Source organism: Mesorhizobium sp. M0088, from assembly GCF_040322895.1.
Taxonomy (GTDB): Bacteria; Pseudomonadota; Alphaproteobacteria; order Rhizobiales; family Rhizobiaceae; genus Mesorhizobium.
In genome coordinates, this window is the sequence record NZ_JAMYUI010000026.1 from 67817 (window position 1) to 86863 (window position 19047).

Annotated in this window: 20 protein-coding genes; 7 read left to right on the forward strand and 13 right to left on the reverse strand. The window is 61.9% G+C overall.

The window, feature by feature from the left end; translation table 11 throughout:
* Positions 1–31 precede the first annotated feature (31 nt).
* From NKJ67_RS27230 to NKJ67_RS27245, 4 genes are all read right to left on the reverse strand, one after another.
* Positions 32–322, reverse strand: a complete 291-nt coding sequence (locus tag NKJ67_RS27230) for a hypothetical protein (protein WP_128302625.1) — start codon at positions 320–322, stop codon at positions 32–34.
* On the reverse strand, positions 309–1751 hold the full coding sequence (locus NKJ67_RS27235) for a type II and III secretion system protein family protein (RefSeq protein ID WP_128302624.1): 1443 nt from the start codon (positions 1749–1751) through the stop codon (positions 309–311). The genes NKJ67_RS27230 and NKJ67_RS27235 overlap by 14 nt, the downstream gene beginning before the upstream one ends.
* 54 nt (positions 1752–1805) lie before the next feature.
* The gene (gene cpaB / locus NKJ67_RS27240) at positions 1806–2846 is read right to left on the reverse strand and encodes a Flp pilus assembly protein CpaB (RefSeq protein WP_352584244.1); all 1041 of its coding nucleotides are present in this window, start codon (positions 2844–2846) and stop codon (positions 1806–1808) included.
* Between the two features lie 89 nt (positions 2847–2935).
* Positions 2936–3148, reverse strand: a complete 213-nt coding sequence (locus tag NKJ67_RS27245; protein ID WP_352584246.1) for a Flp family type IVb pilin — start codon at positions 3146–3148, stop codon at positions 2936–2938.
* Between the two features lie 530 nt (positions 3149–3678).
* Here NKJ67_RS27245 and NKJ67_RS27250 point away from each other — a divergent pair.
* From NKJ67_RS27250 to NKJ67_RS27270, 5 genes are read left to right on the forward strand one after another with little or no spacing between them, the layout of a single operon-like run.
* Complete coding sequence (locus NKJ67_RS27250) at positions 3679–5067, forward strand: TadA family conjugal transfer-associated ATPase (RefSeq protein ID WP_352584248.1); 1389 nt, start codon at positions 3679–3681, stop codon at positions 5065–5067.
* Positions 5067–6038, forward strand: coding sequence for a type II secretion system F family protein (locus tag NKJ67_RS27255; RefSeq protein WP_352584250.1), 972 nt, complete (start codon positions 5067–5069; stop codon positions 6036–6038). The genes NKJ67_RS27250 and NKJ67_RS27255 overlap by 1 nt, the downstream gene beginning before the upstream one ends.
* A 47-nt stretch (positions 6039–6085) precedes the next feature.
* Positions 6086–7006 carry a type II secretion system F family protein gene (locus NKJ67_RS27260; RefSeq protein WP_502895170.1) on the forward strand — a complete coding sequence of 307 codons (921 nt, stop codon included), beginning with the start codon at positions 6086–6088 and terminating at the stop codon, positions 7004–7006.
* Positions 7007–7059: 53 nt separating this feature from the next.
* Positions 7060–7602 (forward strand): tetratricopeptide repeat protein, encoded by a 543-nt coding sequence (locus NKJ67_RS27265; protein WP_352584254.1) that lies wholly within the window; start codon positions 7060–7062, stop codon positions 7600–7602.
* A gap of 1 nt (position 7603) precedes the next feature.
* Positions 7604–8143 carry a prepilin peptidase gene (locus tag NKJ67_RS27270; RefSeq protein WP_352584256.1) on the forward strand — a complete coding sequence of 180 codons (540 nt, stop codon included), beginning with the start codon at positions 7604–7606 and terminating at the stop codon, positions 8141–8143.
* Positions 8144–8325: 182 nt separating this feature from the next.
* Here NKJ67_RS27270 and NKJ67_RS27275 read toward each other — a convergent pair whose 3' ends face one another.
* The 6 genes from NKJ67_RS27275 to NKJ67_RS27300 all read right to left on the reverse strand — a co-directional run bounded on the left by NKJ67_RS27275 (position 8326) and on the right by NKJ67_RS27300 (position 14976).
* The gene (locus tag NKJ67_RS27275) at positions 8326–9273 is read right to left on the reverse strand and encodes a nucleoside hydrolase (RefSeq protein ID WP_352584258.1); all 948 of its coding nucleotides are present in this window, start codon (positions 9271–9273) and stop codon (positions 8326–8328) included.
* Positions 9270–10283, reverse strand: coding sequence for a nucleoside hydrolase (locus NKJ67_RS27280; RefSeq protein ID WP_352584260.1), 1014 nt, complete (start codon positions 10281–10283; stop codon positions 9270–9272). The genes NKJ67_RS27275 and NKJ67_RS27280 overlap by 4 nt, the downstream gene beginning before the upstream one ends.
* Before the next feature lie 11 nt (positions 10284–10294).
* The gene (locus NKJ67_RS27285; protein WP_352584262.1) at positions 10295–11281 is read right to left on the reverse strand and encodes an ABC transporter permease; all 987 of its coding nucleotides are present in this window, start codon (positions 11279–11281) and stop codon (positions 10295–10297) included.
* A complete protein-coding gene (locus NKJ67_RS27290) occupies positions 11269–12309 on the reverse strand; it encodes an ABC transporter permease (RefSeq protein ID WP_127319584.1) in 1041 nt (346 codons plus the stop codon). Before NKJ67_RS27290 ends, NKJ67_RS27285 begins: the two co-directional genes overlap by 13 nt.
* Positions 12306–13835, reverse strand: a complete 1530-nt coding sequence (locus tag NKJ67_RS27295; RefSeq protein WP_502905242.1) for an ABC transporter ATP-binding protein — start codon at positions 13833–13835, stop codon at positions 12306–12308. Before NKJ67_RS27295 ends, NKJ67_RS27290 begins: the two co-directional genes overlap by 4 nt.
* Positions 13836–13971: 136 nt before the next feature.
* A complete protein-coding gene (locus NKJ67_RS27300) occupies positions 13972–14976 on the reverse strand; it encodes a BMP family lipoprotein (protein ID WP_127267638.1) in 1005 nt (334 codons plus the stop codon).
* Positions 14977–15230: 254 nt separating this feature from the next.
* Here NKJ67_RS27300 and NKJ67_RS27305 point away from each other — a divergent pair, with 254 nt between their 5' ends.
* Positions 15231–15815: an amino acid synthesis family protein gene (locus NKJ67_RS27305; RefSeq protein ID WP_127396267.1), complete on the forward strand. Its 585-nt coding sequence runs from the start codon at positions 15231–15233 to the stop codon at positions 15813–15815.
* Complete coding sequence (locus NKJ67_RS27310; protein WP_352584268.1) at positions 15812–16396, forward strand: amino acid synthesis family protein; 585 nt, start codon at positions 15812–15814, stop codon at positions 16394–16396. The genes NKJ67_RS27305 and NKJ67_RS27310 overlap by 4 nt, the downstream gene beginning before the upstream one ends.
* Positions 16397–16399: 3 nt before the next feature.
* On the opposite strand, the gene NKJ67_RS27315 is transcribed toward NKJ67_RS27310, so the two are convergent.
* From NKJ67_RS27315 to NKJ67_RS27325, 3 genes are read right to left on the reverse strand one after another with little or no spacing between them, the layout of a single operon-like run.
* The gene (locus tag NKJ67_RS27315) at positions 16400–17593 is read right to left on the reverse strand and encodes an amidohydrolase family protein (protein WP_256746077.1); all 1194 of its coding nucleotides are present in this window, start codon (positions 17591–17593) and stop codon (positions 16400–16402) included.
* A gap of 44 nt (positions 17594–17637) precedes the next feature.
* On the reverse strand, positions 17638–18180 hold the full coding sequence (locus NKJ67_RS27320) for a MarR family winged helix-turn-helix transcriptional regulator (protein WP_352584271.1): 543 nt from the start codon (positions 18178–18180) through the stop codon (positions 17638–17640).
* A 48-nt stretch (positions 18181–18228) separates the two neighbouring features.
* Positions 18229–18873: a cysteine hydrolase family protein gene (locus NKJ67_RS27325; protein WP_352584273.1), complete on the reverse strand. Its 645-nt coding sequence runs from the start codon at positions 18871–18873 to the stop codon at positions 18229–18231.
* Between the last annotated feature and the right edge of the window lie 174 nt (positions 18874–19047).

The window sequence follows — 19047 nt, forward strand, 5'->3', positions numbered from 1 at the left end:
GCCCGGCGCCCTCCGCATCCTTCCGTTCAGTTCACTGCGTCACGCCCGACCCGCCGACATTGACCGTGATCGCCGGCGGCGGCGGCGGTGGCGGTGGAAATTTGTAGTTACGTGCGACAAGTGCGGCGCGCGTGCCGTCGCCTTCGATATGTGTGTTCCTGGACGCCGGGTTGAGCGGGTCGACCGTCTGCAGCATCGAATTGAATTTCTGCGTGTCGCCGGCGGCCAGGGTCACCGTGTCATAGTGGTTCAGATAGTCCGCGGCGCAACCCGACAGCGCACCGGCACAGAGAATGAGGATCAAGGCGCTATTTCTTGACATAGAGCATCTTGTCCTTCGATTTGAAGTCGAGCATGTGGCCATAGGGGCCGGTGACGCCTTCGCCCAGTTCATATTTGCGGACCATGTCCCTGGTCACTTCAAGCTGGCCCAGCACGAAGAATTCCGGATCGTTGGCGGGCCGTGTCTTGTCGAACGGCGTTGCCAGCTGCTCGCCGGGCTTCACCGGCCGCACGATGTGCGGCGTGACGATGACAACCAGCTCGGTCTCTTCCTTCTGGTTGCTCGAATTGCGGAACAGCGTTCCGATCACAGGCACCTGGCCGAGCCATGGCACCTGCTCCTGAAGCTTGGTGGTCTTGCTGGACAGCAGCCCGCCGACGGCGAAGCTCTGCCCGTCGCGCAATTCGACGACGGTGGCCAGCTTGCGGTTGGTGAAGATCGGGTCGCCGGCGGTGGTGAAGCCAGTCAGGTCGCTGACTTCCGGTGCCAGCCTCATGTGGATCTTGCCGTCGTCGAGTACCACCGGTGTGAACATCAGATTGACGCCGAATTGCTTGTACTCGATGCTTATCTGGCCATCCTTGTCGAGAGTACGGATAGGCACTTCGCCGCCGGCATTGAAGCTGGCTTCCTCGCCGGAAAGCGTAGTGAGGTTGGGGTTGGCGAGCGTGCGCACCACGCCCTTGGCTTCGAGCGCCTCAATGTACAAATCGACTTTGATGTTGCTATCAATGACGCGTGTCAGCAGTGCGCCAAACGGAGAGGATACAGACAGCAGGTTGCTGAGCAATCCTCCAGTGCCTAAAATCACGTTGTCTTTATCGGCAGCGGCTATGCCTGTTCCGACCTGAGTGGAGCCGTCGCGGTTCGTGGTTTTGATCGACACGCCGAGATCGCGGCCGGCGTTGCGCTTGGCTTCCAGCACGCGCACTTCCAGATTGACCTGCTGGCTGTCGTCTACGATGACCGAGTTGATGATGGCATCGGGTCCATATTGCTGCGCCACCTCCAGGATCGCCGCCAGCGTGGGGCCGTCCTTGACATGGCCCCCAAGCCTGACCCTGCCGTTGACCGAGCCGATTTCGATGCGCGACTTTGGCGCCACCTGGCGGATCGCCTGCGCCATGTCGCTGACATCGACGCCGACCTCGATCTGCAGGGCGCCGAGCGAACGCTTGTCCGTCGAGAACAGGTTGACCGTGGTGGTACCGGCCCCCTTGCCGATGACATAGAGCGTGCGGTCGGTCATCGGCTGGGCATCGGCGATCTTCTCGTCGCCGACGACGATGTCGCCCAGATTGGCGCTCACCTGGATCGTCACCGATTGCGACATCGGCAGGAAAACCCGGTGGACGCTGGGGGTCGACACGTCGATGAAGCGGTCTGCAGCCTGAACGGCGAAGCTAAACGACAGCAACACACAGAAAAAGGCCAGAACGGTGGTCAGTGATCCCCGAAATACGCGCATTAACACTACCCCCTCGCCGGCTGATTCGCTCTCCACGTATCTGATATGCCGGTGTTATTTTTGTCGCGGCACATCATATGTTTCAAGCTTTATACCCCGAAAGACACCGACTGTCGCCCGCGCCGGTGGTTCCGGCTGCACATATTTGACCACTTCCTTGACAACTTCTTTCACCTGCGGCTCAGCTGCCACAGCCGGCGCCGGTTTTACCTTGCCCAACTCATCGAGGCGGCTTCCCACTTTCTCCACAGCCTGGGTCAACCCGGCGATCTTGTCTTCGGCGCGCTTGCGCTCGGCTGCAGCCGCGGCTTCCGCCGCTGCCTTCCTGTCGAGCTCCGCCTGCCTGGCGACGACATCGGCCGGCGTCTCGCCGGTCAGGTCGGAAAGCGTCACGCGTTCCGTCGTCTCGCCCTTGCTGGCCGCGGCCTGGCGAAGCGCCAGCGACAACTGGCCGGCCCCTGCCGCCAGTGTCAGCTTCTGCGCGTCCCTGGTGCTGGCCTCCAGCGTCACGGACTTAACTACCGTCGGGCTGTCCTTGCTTTCGTCGGCCACCTGGTCGATGGCCAGCACCTTCATGCTCTGCAGCAGCACGTCGACGAAACTCTTGTCCGTGCCATCATCGCCGCGCGCCGTGCGGGTGAGTAGAATATCGACTCGATCGCCCGGGAAAACGAAGCCGGCAACGCCGAGCACGTCATTGACGCGGATGGAAACGGCCTTCATGCCTTCGCCAAGCACTGCCGAAAGTGTGGCGCGTTGGCCGGGGCCAGTAATCTTGGTAGCAAGAATCGGCTCATTGACGCCGATCGCTTGCAGTGCCTGCTTGGCACCGTCACCTGCTAACAGGTCTTTCGTTGTCTTGAACGCCCCGGCCGGAACCGCACCAGCAGGCCATGCGACTTCGCGCAATTTGTCTGCGCTAAGCGCATCGCCGAACTTCAGCGGCATCGCCGCAACGACAACCGTGCTGCCTTGGACGATGCCCGTTTGCGCAATGGCGCTTCGCTGACCAGCGAGCCATATGTTGACAAGTACGACCGCGAGAACGCCGAACACGCCGGCGAGCACGATCATGATCAGTGTGTTGGCACGCATGAACCCCAAGCCCCAGCAGACGCGGGAATTCGCCCGCAGCGATTTGAATCCAGGCCCGGAAGGTCAATTCCGGGCCTGGGGATTATCGATCAGCTGCCGGCACCAGTAGCGCAGGCGCCGACGCCGCTGGCTTGCATCGCTGCGCAAAGACCGGTGAAGCGGCCCGTTACCCACCCGCCAATGCCGATGATGAAACCAATCGCGGCGACCGCGATGATTCCGATCAGGATGGAATATTCGACCATGGCAGCGCCGTTTTCATCGTCGCGGAACTGCCGGGTCATCGTCATGAGCTTGTTCATGTCAATTTCTCCCTTGGAGTTTGAACCCGACGAGACAGAGCAAGAGATGAAATCCATACCCAAGCATCCCCCGTCATCTCGATCCTAGGTCCCGAGAAAACGCAGAGTCAAACGACATTAAGGGTTCCTTAACTTTCATGTACCTGATTCGGCAAGAAGATTGCAAAGCAGAATCTCGGCAAGGGATTGATTCGTTTGAATTTTCAATCTCCCTTAACCATTCGTTCACAATTTGGCCGCGGATGTGGCGGAATTAGGGAAGTATTAGTCATAACGCATATTCCTTTATATCTAAGGGGTTAGGGGGCAGTTCTTGCCGGGCTTTCCCGACAAGGACCGGGTGAACCGAAACTCGTGGCAAATGGGGAAGCCCCCAGCGCCGACCCGCATCAAATAAACAAGGGATTGCCAGCTCTTGCTCTTAACTATGTCTGAAGTAATGACCGTACGGAGGGCATCCAGGCGCTTGTGTCGTCGTTGGTTAACGTTTAGTTTCCGCTAATACGCAGCCGAGGGGAGTATAAGCGACTATGCTGGGGCGGTTCATCAAGGGACCAGGCGATCCGAAGGTCGAGGCAAGAGCCGAGCCGACAGCAGCGCTGACTGTTGTTCCAGCACTATCTCCGGCCCCCGAAATCGAATCGTATGGTGACGATTTCCTGACGCTCAAAGTCGAGCTTCATCGCCATTTGATTGATCGCTTCAATCTGACCGCTCTTGAAAATGCCTCCAAGGATGAGATCCTGAACGAGATCCGCCCCATCGTGCGCGAGTTCGTTCGTGCTCGTGCGGTGCCGCTCAATGCCCGCGAACTCGATCTGCTGACCAGCGACACTGCCGACGAGATGCTGGGACTTGGGCCGATCGAGCCCCTGCTCAAGGACGATTCGATTACCGACATCCTGATCAACACCCACAAGCGCGTTTTCATAGAGCGGCGTGGTATTGTCGAAGAAACGCCGATCCGGTTTCGCGACGAGGCGCATCTGTTGCGCGTCATCAACAAGATCGTTTCGGCCATCGGCAGGCGTGTCGATGAATCGTCGCCTATGGTCGATGCCCGCCTGGAAGATGGATCGCGCGTCAACATCGCGGTGCGGCCGGTCTCGGTCGACGGTCCCCTGGTGTCGATCCGCAAATTCTCGAAAAATCCATATTCACTCGAGCGTTTGATGGCGTTCAATTCGATCCGCCCGCCGATGATCGAATTGTTGCGGATCGCCGTGCAGGCGCGCAAATCGATCCTGGTTTCAGGCGGCACCGGCAGCGGCAAGACCACCTTGCTCAATGCATTGTCGAGTTACATCCCCTCGAAGGAGCGCCTGATCACCATCGAGGATGCGGCCGAACTGCAATTGCAGCAGCCGCATGTCGGGCGCCTGGAGACGCGTCCGCCCAATGTCGAGGGTCGGGGTGAGGTGCGCCAGCGCGAGTTGCTCAAGAACGCGCTGCGCATGCGGCCGGACCGCATCATCGTCGGCGAGGTGCGCGGCGAGGAAGCCTTCGACATGCTGCAGGCGATGAACACCGGCCATGAAGGCTCGATGACCACCATCCATGCCAACACGCCGCGCGATGCGATCTCGCGGCTGGAGCAGATGGTGGGCATGGCCGGCATGCCGATGACGCATGATTCAATCCGCGCGCAGATCGCGTCGGCCATCGACATCATCGTGCAGACACAGCGTCTTTCGGACGGCGGCCGGCGTGTCACCTCCATATCGGAACTGACCGGCATGGAGGGCAATGTCGTGCAGCTCCAGGAAATCTATCATTTCGTCCGCCGTGAGGTTACAGCCGAGGGCAAGGTCATCGGAGATTTTCGCGCAACCGGTGTCCGTCCGCGCTTCGCTCCGGAGGCCGCGACGCTTGGTCATCATTTCGCCAAGGACGCCTTCAACCCGCAGGTTGCCCTCTGATGCCGACCGGTCAAGCTCTGCTCTACTTCATCTATATGCTTGCGGCGGCTTCACTCATTCTCGCCGGCGAAGCCCTTTATCTTTCCTTTGCCGGCCGCCGCTCCCGGTCCATGGCAGTCAATCGCCGCCTGAGGCGGCTCGCCGGCGAGGTTCCGGCCGAACAAACGTTACAGGGATTGCTGCGGGAGCGTGGCCTCACGGACTCCGGCGATTTTCTTTTCGGCATGGTCTGGCTGAACAGGCTCTATACCCAATCCGGCATTACCGGAAATCCCCTGACCTTCGCCGCAACGTTCCTGTTTGCGGGGCTGGCGATGGCGTTGCTGCTGGCGTTCCTTTTCAATGTCTCCACCTTGGCATCGCTCATTGTCTTTCTGGTCGTCGGGCTCGTCTTGCCGCTTCTCGTCCTCCGGCGTGCCCGCAACAAACGAATCCAGAAGTTTGCCAAACAACTGCCGGATGCGCTCGACATGATCGTTCGTTCGCTGCGCGCCGGACACCCCGCTTCGGTCGCCATCGGTCTGGTCGCGCGCGAAATGCCGGATCCGCTCGGCACCGAGTTCGGCATCGTCTCCGATGAGATCACCTTCGGTCTCAGCATCGAGCAGGCCGTGCGAAAGCTTTCGCAGCGTGTCGGCTTCGAGGGCCTTCAACTGCTATCGGTGTCGCTGTCGATCCAGGCCAAGACCGGCGGTAATTTGACCGAAATTTTGTCCAACCTGTCTTCTGTACTCCGCGAAAGGCAGAAGCTTCGAATGAAAATCCGGGCGCTTTCCGCCGAGGGGCGCGTGTCGGCCTGGGTCATATCACTGTTCCCCCTCGTTATGTTCGCGGTCCTCCAAATAATTTCCCCATCTTATTATGGGGGCGTGTGGCACGACGAACTAATATTCCCAATCTTCACATTATTCGGGATGTTGGCTCTGCTAGGAGATTTTATCATGTATCGGATGGTGAATTTCGATTTCTGACAGGAGCGAAGAATAACTTGTCTCCATATATTCAGGATATTGGTTTCTTGGTGTCTATCGTCGTATTTGCGGCGGCGGCGTCCTTTTTCCTGTTCGGTGCGCTTGTCTTCTTGCCGGCTCTGCAAACACGAAAGCTTGTCGCGCAGAGCTTGATAGGGGAGGGAATTACAGACCGCCGGTCCATGCTTGGACAAGACGTGCTTGCCAAGGTTGCGGCGCAGCGGCCGGTCGACGCATATTTCAAGTCGATCGAGAAGGAACGCGATGAGCCAAATGCTTTGGAAGCGAAGCTCTTTCGCGCCGGCTTTTATAAATCAAGCGCGCCACTGCTTTATACTCTGTCCCGTCTGGTCGCGGTCTGCCTGGGGTTTTTGGCCATCTATGCGCTTTTGTCTCGGATACTTCCGCCACAACTGCCAGGTTTCATAACCTTTGCTGGATCTGCTCTGTTTGGCCTGGCCTGCATGGTGATTCCGAGCATCATGCTCGATCGCTTCGAGAACGGTCAGAAACGAATCTATCGCCGTGCCTTTCCCGACTTCATGGACATGATGATCACTTGCGCCGATGCCGGTATGAGCCTGGAGGCGGCGGTCGAACGTGTCAGTCATGAAATGGCTGCCACCCACAAATGGCTGGGAATACAGCTGTCGATCATGAATTTGCAGTTGCGTGCCGGCAAGCCGTTGCGGGAGGCACTACGGGAACTCGCCGATCGCATCGGTCTTGAGGAGGCGAGGGCACTGGCGGTGCTGTTCCGGCAATCGGAAGAACTCGGCACCAGCCTTACCGATGCCCTGCGTGTTTATAGCGCCGAAATGCGCAGTCAGAGAATTCTGAGTGCCGAGGAGCGCGCCAATGCACTCCCGGTGAAGATGATGATTCCGTTGGGCCTCTGCATCTTCCCAGTCGTTATGATGGTGATAATGTTGCCGGTCATCATCCGGATGAAAGGCATTTTCTTCTAGTTTGCTATATGATTTTATCCTAATGTGAGTCGGGGGGCCAGGGGACACAATTTATGAAGAGGGTTATCGCGGCCGCGGCCTGTCTGCTCATGGCGGTGCTTGCCGGCTGCCAGACGGCGGACGTAACCGACGGTGTCGTTCGCACCAACGAACCGTCGAAAGGCGACCTGACGTCTTTTGGCGATGCTTTCGACGGGCTGAAGACGGTCAGCGATGTCGAATACTATGCCTCGGACCAGGCTGTCGCCGAAGCCAAGAACCAGTTCCGTGCCGAGAATTACGGCAATGCCGGCGCGCTGTTCTTCAAGGCGACGCAACTGGCGCCCAATGATGGTAACGCCTGGATGGGGCTGGCCGCCTGCACCGACCGGATCCACCGCTTCGACCTGTCCGACAAGGCCTATGCCAGGGCGTTCAAGCTGGTCGGCGCGACGCCCGAATATTACAACAATGTCGGCTATTCCTACCTGCTGCGCGGCAAGCTGCAGGATGCGCGCTCGAACTTCCTCAAGGCTTACGAACTGGCGCCCAACGACCCGACCGTCGCCAACAATCTGAAGCTTTTGTCGTCAAGCGTGCAGAACGTCGAGCGCTAGCATGCTGCTGGTCGAGGCGCTGCTGCTGAAGGTGCTCGCCATCCCTCTGCTGGCAAGGATTGGCTGGCTCGATTTCACCACCCAGAAGATTTCCAATCGCGACGTGCTGCTGCTGCTCTGCCTGGGCGCCGGGGGCCTGCTGTTGCTGTCGCTCCAGTCCGGATCGTGGTGGGACATGGGGCTGAGCGCTCTCGCCGGACTTCTGCTGTTCGTCGCGCTCTTCCCCTTCTGGGCCTTGCGCAAGATCGGCGCCGGCGATGTCAAGCTGCTGGCAGTCGTGCCATTCCTGATCGGCGGCAGCGATCTCGCGGTGTTTTCAGTGCTGCTTCTGGTTTTCGCCCTGGCAACCGCGGTGATCGTGAAAAACCCGTTCATGCTGCCCGCGGGCGCTTTTCGGCTTGTCGTGCAGCATCTGGATCGCAAGGGCGTGGTGCCATTCGGCGTGCCGATCGCGCTGGCCGCGATCTGTACGCTGGCGTTCCTGATCTACAGGAGTTTGGTACTGGCGAGCAGTTCTGGAATTCTCAACCAGCTCAACTGACCTCGACAGCTCGCGCGGCTGAATTCGTCGCGCGGGAGATTTGACGCATCAAACGAAAAACCCGCCTGTGCGGCGGGCCACGGCGCAACTCTGCACCATAGGCAAAAATGTACCATAGCTGAGGGCAGGGAGTCAAGAAAAAATTCCTATCGTGAAACGCTGCCGGTGCTGGGGCGCTCCGTTCAGTCCCGCAGCAGATCGAACATCAGCTTGAAGAAGCGGTCCGCGTCGACCTCATGGGCGATGCGAGCATTGTCCTTTTCACCGCGCTCGCCCCAGTAATCGGCGATGGTCGCGCCGAAGGCGTAGGTGCCGGACAGATCGACGCCGATATGGGCAGGGCGCGTGCGCACCAATGTCGGGTCGATGGCCAGTGCCAGCGCGAGCGGATCGTGCATGGCCCCGCCGACGCCCATCGAGTTGCGGTGCAGCTTCTCGTAGAACAGCAGCCAGTCGTTGACGAGCCGGCCGAGCGGCGTGTCGATGGTGGCGAGTTCGGCATATTGCGGCGCCTCGATCAGCACCTGCATGGTGACGTCGAGGCCGACCATCAGGATCGGCACGCCGCTGTCCAGAACGATCTTCAGCGCTTCGGGGTCGCAGAACGCGTTGAACTCGGTCGGCGTGATGATCTCGCTCTTGCGGTAGAACACGCCGCCCATCCAGATCAGCTCCTTGATCTTGGGCAGCACGTCGCGATGCTTGAGGATCATCAGGCCGATATTGCTGAGCGGGCCGGTGGCAACGACCAGGATCGGTTCGGGCGCGGCGCGCAGTCTGTCGGCCAGGAAATCGACGGCGTGCTGGTCAACCGGCTTGATCGTCGCCTGCGGCAGGTAGGGCGAGCCCTCGAGCCCGCTCGGGCCATCGGCGGTGCCGAGCACCAGCGGGCGTGCCAGCGGGCGGTGACAGCCCTGCGCGACAGGCACGTCGCCGGCGCCGATATATTCCAGGATGCGCAAGGCATTGGCGGTCGTCTTCTCGACCTCCGCATTGCCGCAGGTCGTGGTGACGCCGAGGAGTTCGATGGCCGGCGAGCGATGCGCCATGACCAGCGCAATGGCGTCGTCGTGGCCGGGGTCGCAGTCGAACAGGATAGGAGTTGGCTTGGTCATCATGTCGTCTTTCACGCCGCCCGCTCGTAGCGCGCTATGGTTTTCTTGAAGCCGTCGAGGAAACGCCGGCCGTCGAGGCCGGTGCAGATGCGGGTGGTCTTGGGCCCGCCGCCTGGCAGCAATTGCCGGCCGCGATAGGCGACGGTCTGGCCGCGCGCCAGCCTGCCATCGAGCACGACATCGGCGAACAGCGGCTCGGTCATCGTCGCCAGGCCGGGATCGAAAGCCAGCGCCACGGTGATCACGTCGTCCATCGGGAACCCGACGAGGTCGAAGAATTCGCGCCAGATGTCGATGTAGATCGGAAAGCTGTCGGCGATCATCTCCAGGACCGGATTGTCCCTCGCGACGGCCTGCATGTCGGCGATGTCGTCGCGGGTCAGCATCGAATCGGCGACGCGGTTGTCCTCGCAGATGTCGAGCGGCACGAGGATCTTCTCGACATCGGCGTTGAGCACGATGCGCGAGGCCTCCGGATCGGCCCAGATGTTGTACTCCGACAGGGGTGTGATGTTGCCCGGTGTCTGGAAATTGCCGCCGAGCACGATCAGCCGCTTCAGTGCACCGGTCAATCCCGGCTCCTGCAACAGCGCCATCGCCGCGTTGGTCAACGGGCCGGTCGTCACCAGCGTGATCTCGCCCGGATTGGCCATGACCGTCTCGATGATGAAATCGACCGCATGTCCCGACGTCGCCTGCCGCACCGGCGTCGGCGCCGGCGGGTTGAACTTCTTCAGGCGATCGCCGAAACGGGCAACGAGCCGTTTTTCGAAATGCACCGGCGCCTCCATGTCGGCCTTGGCATTGCCGACGATCGGCCGCCACGCGCCGGCGTGAACCGGGATATCGTCACGCCCGGCGAGCGTCAGCGTGTTGAGGACGACGTTGGTGACCTGCTCGATCGGGCCGGCCGCACCGGTCACGGTGGTCACGCCCTCGAGCCGGAGCCTGGGATTGATCGCCGCGAACAGCACGGCGAGAATATCGTCGCCGGCCGAATCCACGTCGAGGATTATGCGTTCCATAAAGGCTTCCTTCACTGGGGATTTTTGCCGCCGGCTTCCGTGTTCTTGTCTACCGACAGCAGCTTGCGCATCGATTCCAGCGTCTCGGCGATGATCCTTGGACGCGCCCGGTAGGACAGCGCGAACAATGCGATCAGCGCGACGACATAGGGGACGGTGAGAACCAGGTAGGACGGATAGCCGAACGTCTGCAGGCGCAACGAAAAAGCATCGGCGAAGCCGAACAGCAGGCAACCCGCCAGCACCTTCAGCGGATCGCCGTTGGAAAAGATCAGGATCGCCACCGCCATGAAACCACGGCCCGACGACATGTTTTCGGTGAACATGGTGATGTAGCCGAGTGACAGGTGAGCGCCGGCGAGGCCCGCCAGCAATCCGCACAGCAGGGACGCGATGTAGCGGACGCGGGTGATCGAGATGCCGAGCGCCTCGGCGGCTTCCGGCTTTTCGCCGACGACGCGGATATAGAGGCCGAGCCGCGTCCGGTTGTAGCAGACGACCAGCAGCGGCACGGCGATGAAGGCGACATAGACGAGCGGCGTGAAGCCGGAGATCAGCGGCGCCCACGAGCCGAGAAGGTCGCGCGCACCGGGCAGCTGGACTTTCGGCAGGCCGACGATGCCGTGACCGACGATCGAACCGCGCGTGCCGAAGATCGCTTTCATCAGCGAGATCGTCATGCCGCCGGCCAGGATGTTGAGCGCCAGCCCGACGACCACTTCATTGGCCTTGAAACTCACCACCAGGACAGCAAAAATCAGGGCGAAGACGAGCGCCGCCGCGACGCCGCAGGCGACGCCCGCGAGTGCGGAACCGGTCCAGATCGAACCAAGGACGGCGAAGAAGGCGCCGACCAGCATCTGCCCTTCGAGACCGATGTTGAAGATGCCGGCCTTGGTGGTGAACGAGCCGCCAAGCGCGACCAGAAGGATGGGCGCGGTGGTGCGAAGCGTCGCTGCGATCAGCGCGACGTTGACCAGCTTGTCTAGAATTTCCATCGCCGCTCCCCTGCCTGGCTGTCGCCACGCTTTCTCACAAGCACCTGGGCCGACACGCTGAGGATGATCAGCGCCTGGATCACGGTGATGATCTCGCGCGACGCGCTGGTATCGACCTCAAGCAGCAGCGATCCGTTGCGCAGCGCGCCGAAGAACAGTGCGGTGAAGATGGTGGCGACCGGCGAGCCATTGGCGAGCAGGGCGGCGATCAGCCCGTCGAAGCCGAAACCGGGAGCAAATCCTTCCATGAAGCGGTGATGGACGCCGAGCGTCTCGACGCCGCCGGCCAGCCCGCCGACGGCCCCTGAAAGCAGCAGGACCAGGAAACCCTGCCGTTTCACGTTGACGCCGCCATATTCGGCGAATTTGGGCGCCGAACCGACCATCGTGACGCTGTAACCCCATTTGGTGTAGCGGAAAACAAGGGCTGCGCCGACCGCCAGCACCAGGCCAATGACCAGGCCCCAGTTCAACCGCGAGAAGGTGAAGATCTCCGGCAGATAGGATGTCGCCAGGATCGGCGGCGTCTCCGACCAGCCACCCGGCCGCTTGAACAGGAAGATGGTGAAGTAGGACGTGAGCAGCACCGCCACGTAGTTCGACAGGATCGTCGAGACGACTTCGTTGGTGTTGTAGCGGGCGCGGAAGTAGGCGGGGATGGCGACCCAGGCCGCGCCTGCCACGACCGCCAGCGCCAGCGCGGCCAGCGTGTGGATGCCTGCGGGCAGGGGCATGGCAAAGCCGACCCACGCGGCGGCGAAGCCGCCGAGGAACAGCTGGCCCTCGATGCCGACGTTGAACATGCCGCCGCGCAGGCCGATGCAGGCGGCGACACCGCAGATCAGGATCGGCGTCGTCTGCAGCAAGGTCCCGGCGATCTTCTCCTGATCGCCGAAGGCGCCGCGCAACAGCGTCATGAACACACGCACCGGGCTTTCGCCGACCATGAGGATGATGATCGCGCCCATCAGCAGCGCCACGCCGATGGCGATCACCTGGCCGGAAACGGCACGCAAATGGTCTGTCATGATGCGGTCTCCGCGGCGAATTCCGGCGTGGCCACGCCTGCCATCATCATGCCGATGCGCTCCTCGTCGGCATCGTCGCCGGCGACCTCGCCCATGATCCGCCCGTTGAACATCACCAGGATGCGGTCGGCAAGGGCGGCCAGTTCGTCGAGCTGCACGGAAATCAGCAGGATTGCGCGGCCGGCGGCGCGCTGGCGCATGATCTCGTCATGAATGGCCTCCTGGGCGCCGATGTCGACGCCGCGCGTCGGCTGGTCGATCAGCAGGAAATCGGCGCCGTTGGTGAATTCGCGCGCCAGAACGACCTTCTGGATGTTTCCCCCCGAAAGCCGCTTGACCGCATCGCCCGGTCCGCGCGCGCGAATATCGAAGCTCTTGATCAGCGTTTCGGCGTTTTGATTTATGGCATTCCAGTTGAGCATGCCGGCGCGGCTCCATGGGGCGCGGTGCTGGCGGCCCATCAGGGTGTTGGCCGCTATCGAAGCGTTGCGATCGACCCCGCGCACCATGCGGTCGCCTGGAACATGGGCGAGGCCTGCCTGGCGGATCGCGGCGGGGGAGAGCGCGGTGAGATTCCGGCCCTTCAGCCACGCCCCGCCATGGCTTGCCGGTCGCAAGCCCGAAAGCACTTCCGCCAGCTCCGTCTGTCCATTGCCGGCCACACCCGCGATCCCCACCACCTCGCCGGAGCGGACGGTGAAACTGGCATCGCGAAGAGCCGGCAGCAGGCGATCGTCGCGCGCCCACAGATCCTTGACTTCGAGCACCACGTCGCCGTGCAGCGAAGCGCGCGGCCGGCGGTCGAAGCTCACCTCGCGGCCGACCATCATGTGCACCAACTCGTCCTTGCTGAGCTCGGCCGTCGGCCGGGTCGCCACCTTCCTGCCGTTGCGCAGCACCGTCACCGTGTCGGACACTTCCATCACCTCTTCCAGGTGATGCGAAATGAAGATCACCGTCATGCCTTCGGCCACGAAGCTGCGCAGTGTCTGGAACAGTTCACGGCTTTCCTGCGGCGTCAGCACGGCGGTCGGTTCATCGAGGATGATGGTGCGCGCGCCGCGCACCAGGACCTTCAGGATTTCGATGCGTTGCTCTATGCCGACCGAGAGCAGCCCGACGCGCTCGGTCGGATCGACCTGCAGGCCGAAGCGCTTCGACAGGTCGCGCGTGCGCGCAATTTGTGCGGCGTGGTCGATCAGGCCATGGCGACGGATTTCCATACCGAGAAAGACGTTGTCGGCAACCGAGAGCGAGGGAACCAGCTTGAAATGCTGGTGAACCATGCCGAGGCCGGCCTTTATCGCCACGGACGGATCGGCGATCACGATCTCTTCACCGTTCAGCCGGATCGAGCCTTCGTCCGGCTGCAAGAGGCCGAACAGGATGTTCATCAGCGTCGTCTTGCCGGCACCGTTCTCGCCGATGATGGCGTGGATCTCGCCGCGGCGGACCGCAAGGTCGATGCCGTCATTGGCGATGAATGCGCCAAAACGCTTGGTGATGCCAGTCAACTCGACGGCCATCGCGGCATTGCTGTGGAGGGTCGGCGACCCCGGCGTGTTCGACAACGTGGCTCTCGCAGATTGGACGCTGATCCGCCGCGGCAAGCCGCGGCGGATCAGTGTAGCGCTTTCTTGGGAGGGAGGCGCTGTTGTTGGCTTACTTTGCCTTGGCGATCACGATCTTGCCGTCGACGATGCCCTTTTTGATCTCGTCCAGCTTGGCGGTCACGTCAGCGGGGATCTTTGGGGCAATATCATCGCAGACCTTGACCTCGACACCGCCCGAGGCGAGGTCGAAAGTGCGGGTGCCGGCGGTGATCTTGCGGCCCTCGACCTCGTCCTTGATCAGCGTGTAGACGGCGATGTCGCCGCGCTTCAGCATGCTGGCGAGCACATTTCCGGGAGCCGAGCCGCACATGTCGATGTCGACGCCGATCGAATATTTGTCGACCGCGGCACTTGCCTGCATCACGCCTTCACCCGTCGGGCCGGCGACGTTGTAGACAATGTCGGAGCCCTGGCCGTAAAGCGCCTGGGCAAGTTCGCTTCCCTTGGCCGGGTCGTCGAAGGTTCCGGCGAAGACGGAGTTTACCTTGACGTCGGGCGCGGCATATTTGGCGCCTTGCTCGTAGCCGCCCAGGAAGTTGCGGATCACCGGGATATCTCGGCCGCCGACAAATCCGATCGCCTTGCCGTCGCCGATCTTGTCGAAGGCGGTGCCCTTGGCCTCGATCATGCCGGCAAGCGCGCCGGCGACGAAGGATCCCTGCTCCTCGGCGAAATTGGCATAGATCATCTTGGGGTTGTCGAGGACGCCATCGATGAACACGAAGCGCTGGTCAGGATATTCGGCGCTGACCTTCTGCAGCGAGTCCACCAGTTCCCAGCCCATCACGAAGATGAGGTCATATTGTTTGCCCTTGGCAAGATTCTCGAACTGCTGCTGGTAGTCGAGCGCGCGATTGCCGGTGTCGACCAGCTTGAGGTCGATGCCGAAATCGGTCTTGGCCTTGTTGAGGCCGTTGACGATCGAAACGCCAAAACCCTGTGCGAAGTATCCCGAGATGGCGGCCACGGAAACCTTGGCCTGCGCGGCGGCCGGTCCGAACGAAATGGCAAGCATCGTGCCGGCCAGAAATAAACTCTTGAGCGCCCTTTTCATGTCATTCCCCTTCAGCTTTTTTCAGCTTTTCAAGCCACGCTTTGACCATCCCCCACATATCGCCGGGACAACGGCGATTTCGTTGATGGTCATATGAGTTTAGGAGCGGCTTAACAGGCTGTCAATCGTCATCCGATGCAGTTTTCTTGGCCCTTCGCCCACGTGCTCGACGTCTGCGCTTGACAAATGTCGACGGGCATAATTGTTGATACTCTAATGAGTTTCATGAACGACGGGATGAAGGAAGCGAAACAATGCCGGCTGTGGTGGTCAGGAAATTTCTGGTTCAGGTCGAAGAGATATTCCATGAGGGCGGACCCCACGCGGCACGCCCGCTCAAGCGAGGCGCGGTCGTCGCGGTCATTGCCAACCCTTTTGCCGGACGCTATGTCGAGGAGATCACCGGCTTCATGGAAGACCTGAAGCCGCTCGGTCTCGATATGGCTCGGCGCCTGATCGACGCCATTGGTGAAGGCGGCCAGGCCATCGAAGGCTATGGCAAGGGTGCCATAGTCGGCGCCACCGGCGAGCTTGAACATGGCGCGCTCTGGCACAATCCGGGGGGCTATGCGATGCGCGAACTGCTCGGCAATGCCAAGGCGATCGTGCCTTCGACCAAGAAGGTCGGCGGCCCCGGAACGCGCATCGACATCCCGATCACGCACATAAACGCCTCCTATGTGCGCAGCCATTTCGATGCGATCGAGATAGGCATTGCCGATGCGCCGCGCGGCGACGAAATGGCGGTCATCCTGGCGATGACCACCGGCGCACGCGTCCATGCACGGGTCGGCGGCCTTGCTGCCGCCGACATCAAGGGCGAGGACGGATTGCGATGAGCCCGGAAATTCGCCGCATCATCACCATCGTCGAGGAAACCCGGATCGAAGGCGGACGGCCCGTCGATCCGCCGACGCGGCGTGCCGCAGCCATTGCGGTGATCCGCAACCCCTATGCGGGTACCTATGTCGAGGAGCTGTCGGCACTGAGCGCCATAGGCGAAGCCCTGGGCGATATCTTGCCCAGGCGCGCGGTCGCTGCTCTGGGCATTGCCGGCGACCGGGTCGAGAGCTTCGGCAAGGCCGCCGCCGTCGGCGCCGATGGCGAGCTCGAACATGCCGCCGCCATCCTTCATCCAAAGCTCGGCGCCCCGTTCCGCGATGTGCTTGGCAAGGGCGCCGCGCTCATTCCTTCATCGAAGAAGCGCGGCGGCCTCGGCGTGTCGCTCGATATTCCGCTCGGTCACAAGGATGCGGCGCGGGTGCGCAGCCATTTCGACGGCATGGAGGTTCGTGTTCCCGACGCACCGCGTGCCGACGAGATCGTCGTCGCTATCGCCGTCACCGATTCCGGCAGGCCGCACCCGCGCGTCGGCGGGCTGACCAAGGACAAGATTGTCGGGATTGACGGCGTCGGCTGACCGTCAGGCCGCCAGGATTTCCGGCACCCGGAGCGCCGGAGGCGTATTTCTGCTCCGGCCGGTCCGCACCACGCCGTCGATGACGACCATTCCAATGCCTGGAAGATTGCCGAGCGCCACGCTGTCGAGCAGCCCGTCGCCGGCGCCGCCAATCGCCTGATCCATGAAGATCAGGTCGGCGGCGCGACCGACCTCGATCAAACCGCGATCGTCCAGTCTGCGCACGCGCGCCGTGTTGCCGCTGGCAAGACAGAACGCCACTTCCGGCGCAATACCCCCCAGCGAAGCCAGCATGGTGAGGATCCGCAGGATGCCGAGTGGCTGCACGCCGGATCCGGCCGGGCTGTCGGTGCCGAGGATGACGCGCGAAAGTTCGCCGCGCTGCCTTGCCAGGTCGAGCACGAACAGTCCGGTGCGCAAATTGCCGTTATGGACGATTTCAAGCGCCCTCGAGCCCTTCTCGCAGATCTGCCGTATTTCCGCGTCGGGCAGGGCGGTTGGCCCGCCATTGACGTGGGCTACGATGTCGGCGTCGACCTCCAGCACGACATCCGCGCCGATGCGGCCGGAGCCGGGCAGCGACGGGCCGCCCGTGTGGGTCATCGAGGTCATGCCGTATTTGCGCGCCCAGGCGATCATCTGCCGGCCGGTCGGCCCATCCTTGACGCCGCCAAGCCCGACCTCGCCGACAAGCGTCACGCCGGCCTCGGCGAGACTGCGGAAGTCTTCCTCGGTAAGGCCGGGTTCCAGGATCGGTGCCCCAGCCAGGATCTTCATGCCGTTCGGACGGAAGTTGGAGAAGGTGCGTTGGGCAGCGATCGCCAGCGCCTTCAGCCCGACAAGGTCGCGCGGTCGGCCCGGCGTGTGGACTTCCCCCGCCGAGATCATGGTGGTGACGCCGCCATGCACGGTCGAATCCATCCAGCCGATCTGGTTCTGCCGAGGCGTCCAGTCGCCGGCCACCGGATGGGCGTGGTTGTCGATAAGACCCGGCGCGACCGCGCAGCCCATCGCATCGATGATCGTCGCCGCGCTGCCGCCATCAATGTCGCCTGCCTTGCCAATGCCTGATATGCGTCCATCGGTCACGACGATGGTGTCGGCGTCGATGATCGGTTGTGCGAGATCGCCACTCAGCATGAGACCGATATTGCGGACGACGAGCGTGTTGGCAGACGACTGGAGGTCGGACGACATCGGTTCTCACTTTTGCTGTTATGGAAAAAAGGACTGGACGCGGCTTATTTGCCGCCGTCGCCATTCGATGGGTCGTCGTCGTTGATGCGCTGGAGCAGGCGAAGCAGCGTCGCCTGCTCGGCCGGTGAGAGCGGCGACAGGAACCGCCGCCCGACCTCGACGCTGCGTTCGAGCCGCTCCAGCGTGTAGTCGGTCCCTTTGCTGGTCAGCGCGATCATCGTCAGGCGTTGGTCGGTTTCGGAGGCGCTGCGCGTGATCAGCCCGTGTTTGAGCAGTTTGCGCATGACGATGCTGATGGTCGATGGGTCCATCGCCGTCAGCCGGCCGAGATGGTTCTGCGAAACTTCGCCATGCTTGAGGATCGTGGCGAGCGCCGCGAATTGCGTTGGCGAAAGGTCTTCGCCGGCCATGACCTGCTGGAAGCGCAACGTCGCGCGCTGATGCGCCCGGCGGATGACGTGCGCCGGGTGGCGGTCCAGTTCATAGCCGGTCTCGGCGTACTGCTGCAGCACCTGCTCGCGGCTCAGGGGTGCATCGCCTCCCGGCGTTTCGCCTTTTTTGGATTGCGGTTTCTTTTCAGTCGTCACACCGGACTCCTATCGCCGCTGTCTTGGATGTCGCCGGCCGGAAAAAGCTCAAGCCGCAACCCTCGCTGGTTGAAGCGATGTCCCGTCGCGGAGGGCTGCGGCGACATCAGCCGAATCGCTGACCACGCCGAAATGGGTCGCTATGTCATACAACGAGCTTTCCTGCTCGCGTGGTCCCGTTGCCGCGCAGCAATCGCTTGGCACCACCACCTCATAGCCCTCGAAAAAGGCATCGTGGACGGTCGAGCGCACACAGATATTGGTGACCACGCCGAAGATGATCAACTGATCGATCTGCATGTCTTTCAGCGTCAGGTCGAGGTCGGTTTGGAAGAAGGCCGAGTAGCGCCGCTTGATCACATGGATCTCATCATCGCGGGCGCCGAGATCCTCGATGATCTCCGGCCCCCAGCTTCCGTCCAGGCAATGCGGCGTGCGCTTCAGCCATTCGCGCTCGCGTCGCATGCCCGGCCGGTGGCTGTCATGGACCCAGATCACCGGCACGCCGGCGGCGCGCGCGGCCTCGATCACGGCCAGTTGCGGCCCGACCAGCGTCTCGTACCCAGGCAGGACCATGGCCCCGCCGGGCTTGCAGAATTCATTGATCATATCGATGACGACAACGGCTGCACGGCGTGAATCGAGACGCACCGCGTCATCGTGCCGATGTGAGGAAAAACTGTCCACGGACATGGCGAGCTCCTTTGACCGATCGTTGATGCTCATACAAAAAACCCTAGTGGATGCCAAGTCAATCCCGTTCGACGCAAAGCGTGCTGGTCGGCCTTGCGCACCGCGCTCCGACAAGCGTATGCGCTATTTGTCCATCGCGAAATGGCCTTGACAACGCTTGTCAGGCATGTGCTC